We start from the raw sequence: 12,863 nt of genomic DNA on the forward strand, positions 1-12,863 counted from the left end.
ACGCCCGGTTACATTCCGAACCCGGAAGCTAAGCCTCACAGCGCCGATGGTACTGCAGGGGGGACCCTGTGGGAGAGTAGGACGCCGCCGAACTAATTTTGAAGAAAACCCCCGTAACGGATGAGAATCCTGTTACGGGGGTTTTCTGCGTTGTGCGCGAATTCCCGGCCGGTCCCTTTTCAGGGACCGGCCTTTTTCTTGTATTCAGAGCCGGCCCGCTGCCTTCAAAGCGAGGTAGGCGTCCGCGAGGGCCGGTGCGAGGTCATTCGGGGTGGCGTCGACGACCGTCACGCCGCGGCGGATGAGCAATTCCGCTGTGCGGTGGCGATCCGCTTGGGCTTGGGCCGCGGCGGCAGCGTCGTAGACCGCGTCTGTGGTTCCTCGGGAGACGGCCATTTCCGCGATGGTCGGGTCCGCCACCGAGGCCACCAATACTGTGTGGCGTTTGGTGAGGCGGGAGAGGACCGGGAGGAGGCCCTCCTCCACCGGAGCCGCGTCGAGGCTCGTGAGGAGGATGATGAGCGAACGGCGTGGAGCTGTGCGCAGGGCCGCCGAGGCCAGGCCGCGGGCGTCCGTCTCGACGAGTTCCGGCTCCAGTGGGGCCATGGCGTTGACCAGGGCGGGCAGGAGTTCGCCGGCCGCGCGGCCCTGGACCAGGGCGCGGGTGCGGCGGTCGTAGGCGAGCAGGTCGACCCGGTCGCCGGCCCTGGACGCCAGTGCGCCGAGGAGGAGTGCGGCGTCCATCGAGGCGTCGAGGCGGGGTGCGTCGCCGACCCGGCCCGCGGAGGTGCGGCCCGTGTCGAGGACCAGAAGGATGTGGCGGTCGCGTTCCGGGCGCCAGGTGCGGACCGCGAGTGTGGACTGGCGGGCGGTGGCGCGCCAGTCGATGGAGCGGGTGTCGTCCCCGGGAACGTACTCGCGCAAGCTGTCGAATTCGGTGCCCTCGCCGCGTGTCAGGACGCTGGTGCGGCCGTCGAGTTCGCGCAGGCGGGCCAGTTTCGAAGGCAGGTGCTTGCGGCTGTGGAACGGGGGGAGGACGCGGACCGTCCATGGGACGTCGTGGCCGCCCTGGCGGGTGAAGAGGCCCAGGGGGCCGAACGAACGGATCGTGACCCGGTCGGCTTTCCTGTCGCCCCTGCGGGTGGGGAGCAGGCGCGTGGTGATGCGGCGGCGTTCGCCCGCGGGGATCGTCACGCGGTGGCGGGAGGCCTCGACCTCGGTGCCGGGGAGCCAGCTGCTGGGTGGCCAGGCGTCGCGGATCTGGGCGCGCAGGGGGCGGCGCGAGGGGTTGGTGACGGTGAGGGTGACGTCGGCGGGGTCGCCCAGGCGTACCGCGGTGTCGCCGGAACGGGTCAGGCGCAGGCGGCGTACCGGGGCGGCCAGGGCGAAGTCGCAGGCGCAGGCGAGGGCCAGGGGGGTGTTCACGGCCAGGATGCCGGTCCAGCTGGGCTCCCAGATGCCTACGGGGAGGGAGCCCAGGGCGGCGAGCAGGGCGGTGCGTCCGGTGAGGGCCATGGGTCCTGAGCCTTGCGTCAGCGGGGAACGGGGACGTGGGCCAGGATCGCGTTGATGACCGAGTCGGGCGTGACGCCCTCCATCTCGGCCTCGGGGCGGAGCTGGATCCGGTGGCGGAGCGTGGGCAGGGCGAGTGCCTTCACGTCGTCGGGGATGACGTAGTCGCGGCCGGTCAGCCAGGCCCAGGCGCGCGCCGTGGACAGGAGCGCCGTCGCGCCGCGCGGGGAGACGCCCAGGGTGAGGGACGGGGATTCGCGGGTGGCGCGGCAGATGTCGACGACGTAGGCCGTGATCTCGGGGGAGATCGAGGTCTTCGCCACGGCTGCCCGGGCGGTTTCCAGGTCGGCGGCGGTGGCTACGGGGCGTACGCCCGCGGAGCGCAGGTCGCGCGGGTTGAAGCCCTGGGCGTGGCGGGTCAGGACATCGATCTCGTCCTGACGGGAGGGGAGGGGGACCGTGAGCTTGAGGAGGAAACGATCCAGCTGGGCCTCGGGGAGGGGGTACGTGCCCTCGTACTCGACGGGGTTCTGCGTCGCCGCGACCAGGAAGGGGTCGGGGAGCGGGCGGGGGGTGCCGTCGACCGTGACCTGGCGTTCCTCCATGGCTTCGAGGAGGGAGGACTGGGTCTTGGGCGGGGTGCGGTTGATCTCGTCCGCGAGGAGGAGGTTCGTGAAGACGGGGCCCGGCTGGAACGAGAACTCGGCGGTGCGGGCGTCGTAGACGAGGGAGCCCGTGACGTCGCTCGGCATCAGGTCCGGGGTGAACTGGACGCGCTTCGTGTCGAGTTCGAGGGAGGCGGCGAGGGCGCGTACGAGGAGGGTCTTGGCGACTCCGGGGACGCCTTCGAGGAGGACGTGGCCGCGGCAGAGGAGTGCCACGACGAGGCCCGTGACCGCGGGGTCCTGGCCGACGACGGCCTTGGCGATCTCCGCGCGCAGAGCCTCCAGAGACGCCCTTGAGCTGCGGGGATCTCCGGTGGGCCCGGCGTTGTCAGTGGTCGGGGCCATCATGAGTGGCGTACCTCTCTTTCGAGGGCGTCGAGTTGGTCGGCGAGTGCGATCAGTGCCGCGTCGTTGGCCGGCGGCGTGCCGAAGAGGAGGGGGCGCGGGTCCTGGCCGGGGGTGCGGAGTGCGGCGGTCAGGGCGGGCAGCAGGGTCTCGGGCGTGTGGGCCTGGGACGGGGGGACGCCGATGAGGGGGGCGAGGCGGGTGCGGGTGGCAGTGCGCAGAGCAGAGGCGGCGCGGTCGCGGGCGCCCACCTTGCGGTAGAGGCGGGCGCGGCCTTCGACGGCTTCGGAGGCGCGGATCGCGACGGGGAGGCGTTCGGGGACGAGGCGGCCGAGGCGGCGGCCGCGCCAGAACGCGGCGAGGACGGCTGCGACGAAGAGTTGCAGGGTGCCCCAGAGCCAGCCCGAGGGGAGCAGGTCGAAGAAGCTGCGGCGGTCGGTGCCGGTGGCCGCGGCGTCGTCGGAGAGGGAGGGGAGGTACCAGACCAAGTGGGGGCGGGAACCGAGGAGTTGAAGGGCGAGCGAGGCGTTGCCCTGCTGGTCGAGGCGGTCGTTGAGGAGGATGTCGGGGGCGCCGATGAGGACGGTGTCGCCGCCTTTGGCCTCCGGCAGGCGCAGCAGGGTGGGGAGGCTTTCGCTGCGGTAGCAGGTGTCCGCGTCCGTGGGGTACGTGGCGTAGCGGCGGCCGCCGGTCTCGGCGTCGCCGGCGCGGCGGGCGGCGGGCAGGGAGCAGCCGGGTTGCGCGAGCGCGTCGAGGCTGGGTGCGGGGTCCGCGGTGACGTCGGGGGCGAGGGTGCCGAGCGAGGGGGCGCCGGGGGCGATCAGGACGGTGCGGCCGCCGGAGTCGGTGGTGGCGGCGTGCAGTTGGGCCTGCTGGCGGTCGGTGAGCAGGTCCGGGGACGCGATGAGGAGGGTGGTGTCGGGGCCTGCCGCGGCGCGGGCCCCGGCGGTGGTGGTGACCACGCGCGTGGTCACGCCCCGGTCGGCCAGGAGTTGGGCGACGGCGCGGCTGCCGCCGGGGTCGGCGGAGCGTGGGTCGAGGCGGCCGTGGGCGGCGCCGGAGCGGACGAGCGCGATGGTGACGGCGGCGATCGCCAGGACCACGGCGGCGATGAGCAGGCCGCGCGTGCGGGTCCAGAGCTGGCGTGGGGTGCGGGCCGTGGAGGTGGCCGGGGGCTGCTCGCCGGAGTGCTCCGGTGTCGCGGGGCCTTGCGGGCGCGGCGGGGCGGCGGGGTTCGGCGGGTGCTGGGTGGTCACTCGGCGGCTCCTCGGGGGGCGCTGCCGGTGAAGGTGGGGGTGGCGCGGTCCAGTTCGGCGTCGAGTGCGGTGAGGCGCTCGTACGTCTGCGGGGTGGCGGTGCGGCCGCCGTATGTGACGTCGTCGAAGTCGCGGGCGGCGGTGCGCAGCCGGTCCGTGTGGGCGCGCAGGGTGCGGCCGGCTTCGGTGGCGGCTTCGTCGGCGGTGCGGCCGGGGCGCGGGTCGAGGAGTGCGCGCTCCTCCAGGGAGCGGACGATGGCGCGCATCCGTTCCTGCACGGCCTGGGTCCAGTGGCCTTGGGCGGCCTGTGCCTCGGCGGCCGCGCGGTGTTCGGCGGCGCTGCGCGGGCGGTCGTCGAAGAGGGCGGCGGTGGAGTGGGGGGAGCGGTGCGGGGTGCCCAGGCGCCACCACAGGGCGACGGCGAGGGCCATGACCGCGAGGGCGATGACGAGCAGGCCGAAGCCGCCGCCGGGGGTCGCCCCGGCGGCGGCGGAGAACAGCTTGTCGAGCCATTCCCAGAAGCGGTTGAGGCCCCGCTGGAGGAGGCTCGGATCGTCCTGGTGGTACGCCGGATCGGACAGCTCGCGTCGGGCGGCTTCTCGCGCGGGGTCGCGCGAAATCGTCACCGGTGGTTCGTCGCCACCGGTGCGTGAGCGCAGCACGGCAGCCCAGAGCACTCCCCCCGCCGGGCTCACGGCATCAGCTCCCCGGGGTGGTGCCGGTGGTGTTGCTGTAGCCCTGGAGGCCTGCCGCGCGGCCGAGTTCGAGGTCGAGGGCCTCGCGGCGGATGCGCTGGTCGATGTAGAGGAGCACGGTGACGCCCGCCGTGATCGGGAACGTGAGCATGGAGCCGATCACCGAGCCGACGCCGGTGACGATGAGGAACGTCCAGCCGAGGTCGCCGGTGCCGCCGTCGAGGAATCCGCTGACGCCTTCGCCGCTGAGCGAGGCGGCGAGGAAGGTGAACGGGATGACGATGATCGACGAGACGAGCCCGGCGATGATCCCGGCGAGCAGCTGGATGCCGAAGACCCGCCACCAGGAGCCGCGGACCAGCTTGGCGGAGCGGCTCATCGACTTCAGGATGCTCTGCTTCTCCAGCATCAGGGCGGGCGAGGCGAGCGAGAAGCGGATCATCAGCCAGATCGCCAGGACGGCGCCGCCGAGGGCGCCGAAAGCGATGAGCGGGGCGCCGGAGTCCGAGGAGCCGATGGCGGCGACGAGGATGCCCGGCAGCATGCAGACGAGCAGGACGGCAGCGGCGATGAGCGGCAGGAGGAGTGTCAGGCCGGCCAGCTTGAGGAGCTGTGGCTTGGCGTCCTTCCAGGCCTCTCCCGTCGACACGGACTTGCCGAGCACGGCCCGGCTGGTCACGGTCGTGAGCAGGGCGGTGGCGACGATGGTGCCGAGCAGGTAGACGATCTGGACGACGCCCGAGCTGAGCAGGGCGTCGCCGACGGCGCGGGTCAGTTCGCTCGCCGTCGCGCTCGGGTCGTCGAGAGCGTCCGTGTTCGTCGAGCCGTTCAGGACGAGACCCTGGAGGAGGACGACCACGATCTCGATGAATACGGCGACGGAGAGCGAGATCCCGAGGACGGTGCGCCAGTGCGTGCGCATCGTCGACACGGCGCCGTCGAGGATCTCGCCGACGCCGAGCGGGCGCAGCGGGATGACGCCGGGCTTGGCCGCCGGGGGCCTGCCCTGCCAGGAGCCCCATCCGGCGCCGTAGCCACCGCCGGGGCCGCCGTAACCGCCGCCGTAGCCGCCCGGGCCCGCGGGGCCGCCGGGGGATCCGCCGCCCCATCCCTGGGACGGCGGGGACGGTGGCGACGGAGGGGGCGGGGCCTGGCCGGAGCCGGACGGGGCGGACCACTGCGCGGGCGGTGGCTGCTCCTTGGACCACTTCGGGTCGGGAGCGGCGTCCTCGCCGTCGCCGCTGCGGCCGTTCCTACCGTCCTGACCGTTCTGACCGTCCTGCGCAGGCTGGTCGTCCTGGCCGTCGGAGGGGGCAGATCCGGGCGAGGCCCAGCCCGGAGTGTCGTTCATCGTCGCTCCTTCACGGTGCCCGTCCGCGGTCGCGGCGGCAGCTTGGCGCCCATCGTGCCACGGTGTGGCTCGGAGTTGACCAGGTGCCGTATGGGCTGCACACCTTCAATTGTCCGCCGGGTACGGGGCAGACTGGGCAGATGGCTGATCAGTACGCGCAAACCGGCGACGACAAGCGGCCCACCGACGTACCCGTACTCCGATGGGAGGAGCCGGCCGAGGGGCCCGCGCTCGTCCTGCTCGACCAGACCAGGCTGCCCATGGAGGAGGTCGAGCTGGTCTGCACCGACGCGCAGGGGCTCGTCCAGGCGATCAGAACGCTCGCCGTGCGGGGAGCGCCAGTCCTGGGCATCGCGGGGGCGTACGGGGTCGCCCTGGCCGCGGCACGGGGGTTCGACGTGGACGAGGCGGCCCACGCGCTGGCCGGCGCGCGCCCCACCGCGGTGAATCTCGAGAGGGGGGTGCGCCGGGCCCATGAGGCGTACCGGGCCGGGCTCGGGGAGGAGGGGGACCGGGAGCGGGCCGCCCGGGACGCGCTCGCCGCCGCACGGGCCCTCCATCAGGAGGACGCGGAGGCCAGCGCCGCCATGGCCGGACACGGCCTCGCGCTGCTCGACGAACTGCTGCCGGGCGGACAGCACCGGATCCTCACGCACTGCAACACCGGGGCGCTGATCTCCGGGGGCGAGGGCACCGCGTTCGCGGTGGCGCTTGCCGCGCACCGGGTGGGACGGCTGACCCGGCTGTGGGTCGGCGAGACGCGGCCACTGCTCCAGGGTTCGAGGCTGACCGCGTACGAGGCGGCGCGGGCGGGGATGGCGTACACGCTGCTCACGGATAATGCGGCGGGGTCGCTGTTCGCGGCCGGTGAGGTGGACGCGGTGCTGGTCGGCGCGGACCGGATCGCGGCGGACGGTTCCGTCGCGAACAAGGTGGGGACCTATCCGCTCGCGGTTCTCGCCAAGTACCACCACGTGCCGTTCATCGTGGTGGCGCCGGGTACGACCGTGGACCCGGACACTCCCGACGGAGCGTCCGTCGAGGTGGAGCAGCGGGCCGGACATGAAGTGACGGAGGTCACGGCACCCCAGGTGCCGATGGCCGGGGTTGAGGCGGGAGGCGTGTTTCCGGTGGCTCCACTGGGGACGCAGGCGTACAACCCCGCATTCGATGTGACGCCGCCCGAGTTGGTGACGGCGATCGTCACAGAGTGGGGAGTGGTTTCCCCTGTGACAGCTGAAGGACTGGGCGAGCTGTGTGCCAGGTCACGCCAGGTAACGATTAAGTAATGGGATGATGTGGCCTATGAAGGGACGAGTCCTTGTCGTCGACGACGACACCGCACTGGCCGAGATGCTCGGCATTGTGCTGCGTGGTGAAGGTTTTGAGCCGTCGTTCGTAGCTGACGGCGACAAGGCGCTGGCCGCTTTCCGTGAGTCCAAGCCGGATCTGGTCCTGCTGGACCTGATGCTCCCCGGCCGGGACGGCATCGAGGTGTGCCGCCTGATCAGGGCGGAGTCCGGGGTGCCGATCGTGATGCTGACCGCGAAGAGCGACACGGTGGACGTCGTGGTGGGCCTCGAGTCGGGCGCCGACGACTACATCGTGAAGCCGTTCAAGCCGAAGGAGCTCGTGGCCCGGATCCGGGCGCGGCTGCGGAGGTCCGAGGAGCCCGCGCCGGAGCAGCTCGCCATCGGTGACCTGGTCATCGACGTGGCCGGGCACTCCGTCAAGCGGGAGGGGCAGTCGATCGCCCTGACCCCCCTGGAGTTCGACCTCCTGGTGGCGCTCGCCCGCAAGCCGTGGCAGGTGTTCACGCGTGAGGTCCTCCTCGAGCAGGTGTGGGGCTACCGGCACGCGGCCGACACCCGCCTGGTGAACGTGCATGTGCAGCGGCTGCGCTCGAAGGTCGAGAAGGACCCCGAGCGTCCGGAGATCGTGGTGACCGTCCGTGGCGTCGGTTACAAGGCCGGACCGAGCTGACATGTCCCGTGACAGTGCCGCTCCGGCACCCGGGGGGCCGGGAATCCGCTCGGGGCGGCCTGTGGGACCGAAGGCCGGGCGCGGCTCCGTGCTGCGCCGGGTCCTCGACGGCGGTCTGCTGCTCCAGGGCGGGATGAACGGCAGCCCCGTGCTGCGCCTGTTCACGCGCTGGGTGCGGCGGCCGCTGCTGCCCGCCATGCGCCTGTGGCGGCGCAACATCCAGCTCAAGATCGTCGTCACGACGCTGCTGATGTCGCTCGGTGTCGTACTGCTGCTCGGCATCGTCGTCATCGGCTCCGTGCGCAACGGCCTGCTCGACGCCAAGGTGAAGGCGTCGCAGAGCCAGGCCGAGGGCGGCTTCCGGGCCGCCAAGGACAAGGCCGACACGGCCGCGGCCGGGGCGCGCGACGGGGCGACGGCGGACAGTCGCGCCCCCCTGAACACGAACAACTGGATGAGTGAGCTGGTCACCCAGCTCTCCTCCGGCGGCCAGAGCGCCTTCGACGTGGTGACGCTCAGCCCGGCAGGGGCCGACAGCGGCGACGCGGTACGCGGACCGCGGGCCTCCGGCGGCGTCCTCGACCCCAGCGTCCCCGACGACCTGCGCGAGCGGGTCGAGAAGATGACGGGCGCGTCCCAGGAGTACACGCGCATCGTCTACGAGGACGGCAAGGACTCCCAGCCCGGCCTCGTCATCGGCAAACAGCTGACCGACCCGAAGGGCCACGCCTACCAGCTGTACTACCTCTTCCCGCTCACGCAGGAGGAGAAGTCGCTCGGCCTGGTCAAGGGGACGCTCGCCACCGCAGGCCTGTTCGTCGTGGTGCTGCTCGGCGCCATCGCCTGGCTGGTCGTACGGCAGGTCGTCACGCCCGTACGGATGGCGGCCGGTGTCGCCGAGAGGCTGTCCGCGGGGCGCCTCCAGGAACGTATGAAGGTCACCGGCGAGGACGACATCGCCCGGCTCGGCGAGGCCTTCAACAAGATGGCGCAGAACCTGCATACGAAGATCCAGCAGCTGGAGGACCTCTCGCGGATGCAGCGGCGCTTCGTGTCCGACGTGTCCCACGAGCTGCGGACGCCGCTGACGACGGTGCGCATGGCCGCCGACGTGATCCACGACGCGCGCGTGGACTTCGATCCGGTGACGGCGCGGTCGGCGGAGCTGCTCGCCGACCAGCTGGACCGGTTCGAGTCGCTGCTCTCGGATCTGCTCGAGATCAGCCGGTTCGACGCGGGCGCGGCCGCGCTGGAGGCGGAGCCGATAGACCTGCGCGAGGTCGTACGCCGAGTGGTGGGCGGCGCCGAACCGCTCGCCGAGCACAAGGGCACGCACGTACGGATCGTCGGGGACCAGCAACCGGTCGTCGCCGAGGCGGACGCGCGGCGCCTGGAGCGCGTCCTGCGCAACCTCGTGGTCAACGCCGTCGAGCACGGCGAGGGCAAGGACGTGGTGGTGCGGCTCGCCGCGGCCGGCGGCGCCGTCGCCATCGCCGTACGCGACTACGGCGTCGGCCTGAAACCCGGCGAGGCCACCCGCGTCTTCAGCCGCTTCTGGCGCGCCGACCCGGCACGCGCGCGTACCACCGGCGGCACAGGCCTCGGCCTGTCCATCGCCCTCGAGGACGCCCGGCTGCACGGCGGCTGGCTCCAGGCGTGGGGCGAGCCCGGCGGCGGCTCACAGTTCCGGCTGACCCTGCCGCGCACGGCGGACGAACCCCTGCGCGGTTCACCGATACCGCTGGAACCGGAGGACTCGCGGCGCAACCGAGGCCTGAGCGAGGCGGGGCTTCCGCCCGGCGGGGGCCCCGGCAAGCTGGCGACGGTTCCGGCGCAGACGGCGGGCGCACCCCGCGTGCCGTCGCCCGTAACGGCGAAGGAACCGGCCGCGTCCCGGTACGCGGTCGATCCCGCGGCGCTGCCCGGGAGCGGCTCGCGGGTCGTGGCCCGCGGTGACGCCGCCCCGCAGACGGTACGCAGTCACGACGCCGGGGCTCCGGAAGGACCCCGGAACGAGCAGGCCGGACCGGCCGAGGGGGCCGCAGGCGGGAACGGCGAGGGAAGTGGGGGCGGACGTGCGCGGTGAGCGGGGGCGGCCACCGTCGGCCGGACGGCGGCGCGAGCTGCGTACAGGTGTGCTGCTAGGCTGCGGCGCCCTGGTGCTCAGCGGCTGCGCGTCCATGCCGGACAACGGCGGACTCCAGGCCGTGGAGGCGTCCCAGCGGCCCGACTCGCAGGTGCGCGTCTTCGCGATGCCGCCCCGCGAGAACGCCGGGCCCGCCAGCATCGTCGAGGGCTTCCTCGAAGCGCTGACCAGCGACGATCCGCAGTACACGATGGCGCGCAAGTACCTCACGGAGAAGGCCGCCAAGGGCTGGCACCCGGAGGAGCGCACCACCGTCCTCACAGACGGCCCGAGCACGGGTTCCGCGAGCAGGCCGAGCGCCGGCGACGAGGGACGTACGTTCAGACTGAGCGGCCATCAGGTCGCGTTCGTGGACCAGCAGCAGGCGTACCGGCCCGACGGCACCTCGTACAGCAAGACGCTGCACCTCGTGCAGGAGGACGGCCCCAAGGGCAAGCAGTGGCGCATCGACGGACTGCCGCAGGGCGTCGTCCTCGGACAGTCCGACTTCCAGCGCATCTACCAGCCCGTCAACAAGTACTACTACGCGCTGGATGAGGAGTCCTCAGGCGGAGACACCGGCTCCGGATCGGAATCGCCTTCGGACGCGAGCAGCCGTCAGAAGAGGCTGGTCGCCGACCCCGTGTATGTGCGTCAGTGGATAGACCCCCTCACACAGACGGTGCGGGCCCTTCTTTCGGGGCCCACCCACTGGCTCAACCCGGTTGTGACCACGACGTTCCCCTCCGACACGCGGCTGCGCAAGGGCGTGAAATCCCTCGCGCCCGACGACGAGAACAATCTGAAGGTCCCGCTGAACGCGAAGGCCGACCACGTCGGACAGGCCCGCTGCAAGGAGATGGCCGCCCAACTCCTGTTCTCCCTGCGGGATGTGACGTCGGCGAACGTGTCGCAGATCGAGCTCGAGCGGTCGAACGGATCGCAGCTGTGCGTCCTGAGCGAGAGCGGCGCCGAGGCCCTCGTCGCGCCGCGCACCTCCGGGCCCTCCGACGACCAGTACTTCCTGGACGACAAGGGGCGGCTCGTACAGATGTCGGGCGCCTCCCGCACCACGAAGGACCCGGAACGGGTGCCTGGGCCGCTCGGCGTCGGCGAGCAGCGCATGCGCTCGGTCGCCGTCTCGCGCGACGAGACGCAGGCCGCCGCGGTGTCGAACAACGGGAGCGCCCTGTTCGTCGGGTCGTTCGTCTCGGGGGCCTCGCTCGGCGACCCGGTCGTACGCAGTGGCGCGAAGTCCGAGAAGGACCGGCTGACGACGCCCAGTTGGGACGGACTCGGCGACCTGTGGGTCGCCGACCGCGACCCGAAGAAGCCACGGCTGCTGATGTTCGGCCGGGGCATGGCGGACGAGATCCACGAAGTCGACGTCTCCGGCCTCGACGGCGGGCGAATCGAAGCCGTGAAGATGTCGGCCGACGGGGTACGGATCGCGCTGCTCGTAGCGGAGAACGGCAGGACCACGCTGCGGATCGGGCGGGTCGAACGCGAGGCCGGGCCGGACGGCAAACTGGCCGTCTCGGTCGACGAACTGCGCGCCGCGGCACCCCAGATGGAGGAGGTCACGGCCATGTCGTGGGCCGGCGGAAGCCGCCTCGTGGTGGTCGGACGCGAGTCCGGGGGCGTCCAGCAGCTGAGTTACGTCCAGTGCGACGGCTCGGCGCCGACGGGGCAGGCGCTGCCCGGCCTGACCGGCGTGAAGGAGATCGCGGCGTCCGAGGACGACCGCCTGCCGCTCGTCGCCCACTCGGACGACGGGATCGTCCGGCTGCCGCCGGGCCTGCCGTGGCAGACGGTGCTCAAGGATGGGACAGCGCCGGTTTATCCCGGGTAGGGCGAGCTGAGGGTGTGACGGCCGGGTAGGGCGAGCTGTGGAACGTGACGCCCGGGTAAGGGAGTTGAGGACGTGACGGCCATGACGCGTGCCGTTTCCCCTCCCGCCGACCGGAGTTGAGTCCTCCGATTGCAACGGAGTGTGCCCTTCCGGGAGTTGTCCACAGGGGGTGTCCGCAGAGTTATCCACAGGGGTGGCCGCACGGCGCCCCCGTTGGCACAGTGGTGGACATGCGGGCGTGGTTGCAGGACCTCGAAGATCTTGTGCTGCCGGCCGAGTGCGGAGGCTGCGGTCGGCCGCGTACTGCGCTCTGCGCGCGCTGCGGGGACGCCCTGTGCGGCGGTGTGCCGGACCGCGTACGGCCGAGTCCTGAACCGCCCGGGCTGCCGGTGGTGCACGCGGCCGCTCCCTACCGGGACGCAGTGCGGGCCGTGCTGCTCGCGCACAAGGAGCGGGGTGCGTTGGGGCTCGCGGAGCCCCTGGGCGTGGCCCTCGCGGGGGCGGCGCGGGCGGGGCTGAGCGAGGCGGGGGATGGGGGAGGGGGTGGGGGTGGGGCCCCCGTAGTTCTAGTCCCCGTTCCCTCCGCTCGGAAGGCTGTTCGGGCTCGCGGGCATGATCCCGCGCGGCGGATCGCGTATGCCGCTGCGGCTGAGCTGCGTCGGGCGGGGGTGCCCGCCAGAGTGCTGGCCGCGTTGCGTCAGCGGCGGGCCGTCGCCGACCAGGCCGGGCTCAACTCGCGGCGGCGTCTGGCCAATCTCGCCGGTGCTCTGGAGGTGCCCGCGGGCGCGCGTGGGCTGCTCGCCGCGAGTGGCCGGATCGTGCTGGTCGACGATGTCATGACCACAGGCGCCTCATTGGCGGAGGCGGCCCGTGCATTACGTGCCGCAGTGGCCGGGACGGCTCTGGGCGAGAGCGCAGGGATCACACCGGGATGGGTGGAAACTGCACGGGAATTGCCCCCGCGCAACTTGATCAGTGCGGCCGTGGTCGCCGCCTCTCCGGGTTCTTTCGAAATAAACCGGAACTGAGCGTAAACCTGCGTCGTTGCAGGTAGTGAGAGGTTCATTTCACCTGAATGG

10 protein-coding genes and 1 rRNA gene are annotated in these 12,863 nt (G+C 72.2%); 6 read left to right on the forward strand and 5 right to left on the reverse strand.

Translation table 11 applies throughout. The annotated features are described in order from the left end of the window. Nucleotides 1–93 (forward strand): 5S ribosomal RNA (gene rrf, locus ACIPWY_RS09955); the annotation flags it as partial. Between the two features lie 111 nt (nucleotides 94–204). Here the strand turns inward: rrf and ACIPWY_RS09960 are convergent. The 5 genes from ACIPWY_RS09960 to ACIPWY_RS09980 are packed head-to-tail and all read right to left on the reverse strand — an operon-like array spanning nucleotide 205 to nucleotide 5,824. Then, a complete protein-coding gene (locus ACIPWY_RS09960; RefSeq protein ID WP_393704685.1) occupies nucleotides 205–1,515 on the reverse strand; it encodes a DUF58 domain-containing protein in 1,311 nt (436 codons plus the stop codon). A 17-nt stretch (nucleotides 1,516–1,532) separates the two neighbouring features. Beyond that, a complete protein-coding gene (locus ACIPWY_RS09965) occupies nucleotides 1,533–2,525 on the reverse strand; it encodes a MoxR family ATPase (protein ID WP_199842108.1) in 993 nt (330 codons plus the stop codon). Next, nucleotides 2,522–3,778, reverse strand: coding sequence for a DUF4350 domain-containing protein (locus ACIPWY_RS09970; RefSeq protein WP_393704683.1), 1,257 nt, complete (start codon nucleotides 3,776–3,778; stop codon nucleotides 2,522–2,524). The genes ACIPWY_RS09965 and ACIPWY_RS09970 overlap by 4 nt, the downstream gene beginning before the upstream one ends. Next, nucleotides 3,775–4,473 carry a DUF4129 domain-containing protein gene (locus ACIPWY_RS09975; protein ID WP_393704681.1) on the reverse strand — a complete coding sequence of 233 codons (699 nt, stop codon included), beginning with the start codon at nucleotides 4,471–4,473 and terminating at the stop codon, nucleotides 3,775–3,777. Before ACIPWY_RS09975 ends, ACIPWY_RS09970 begins: the two co-directional genes overlap by 4 nt. Nucleotides 4,474–4,477: 4 nt before the next feature. Then, nucleotides 4,478–5,824 (reverse strand): glycerophosphoryl diester phosphodiesterase membrane domain-containing protein, encoded by a 1,347-nt coding sequence (locus ACIPWY_RS09980; RefSeq protein WP_362906414.1) that lies wholly within the window; start codon nucleotides 5,822–5,824, stop codon nucleotides 4,478–4,480. A gap of 140 nt (nucleotides 5,825–5,964) precedes the next feature. Between ACIPWY_RS09980 and mtnA the strand changes: the two genes are divergently transcribed. The 5 genes from mtnA (at nucleotide 5,965) to ACIPWY_RS10005 (ending at nucleotide 12,812) form a co-directional block, all read left to right on the forward strand. Further along, on the forward strand, nucleotides 5,965–7,113 hold the full coding sequence (gene mtnA, locus ACIPWY_RS09985; protein ID WP_393704679.1) for an S-methyl-5-thioribose-1-phosphate isomerase: 1,149 nt from the start codon (nucleotides 5,965–5,967) through the stop codon (nucleotides 7,111–7,113). A 4-nt stretch (nucleotides 7,114–7,117) separates the two neighbouring features. Continuing rightward, nucleotides 7,118–7,807 (forward strand): two-component system response regulator MtrA, encoded by a 690-nt coding sequence (gene mtrA, locus ACIPWY_RS09990; protein WP_189491636.1) that lies wholly within the window; start codon nucleotides 7,118–7,120, stop codon nucleotides 7,805–7,807. Between the two features lies 1 nt (nucleotide 7,808). Continuing rightward, on the forward strand, nucleotides 7,809–9,893 hold the full coding sequence (gene mtrB / locus ACIPWY_RS09995) for an MtrAB system histidine kinase MtrB (protein WP_393704677.1): 2,085 nt from the start codon (nucleotides 7,809–7,811) through the stop codon (nucleotides 9,891–9,893). A gap of 94 nt (nucleotides 9,894–9,987) precedes the next feature. After that, a complete protein-coding gene (locus ACIPWY_RS10000; RefSeq protein ID WP_393704701.1) occupies nucleotides 9,988–11,784 on the forward strand; it encodes an LpqB family beta-propeller domain-containing protein in 1,797 nt (598 codons plus the stop codon). Between the two features lie 230 nt (nucleotides 11,785–12,014). Further along, on the forward strand, nucleotides 12,015–12,812 hold the full coding sequence (locus ACIPWY_RS10005; protein ID WP_393704675.1) for a ComF family protein: 798 nt from the start codon (nucleotides 12,015–12,017) through the stop codon (nucleotides 12,810–12,812). The last annotated feature ends 51 nt before the right edge of the window (nucleotides 12,813–12,863 follow it).

Source organism: Streptomyces sp. NPDC090032, assembly GCF_044748025.1.
Taxonomy (GTDB): domain Bacteria; phylum Actinomycetota; class Actinomycetes; order Streptomycetales; family Streptomycetaceae; genus Streptomyces.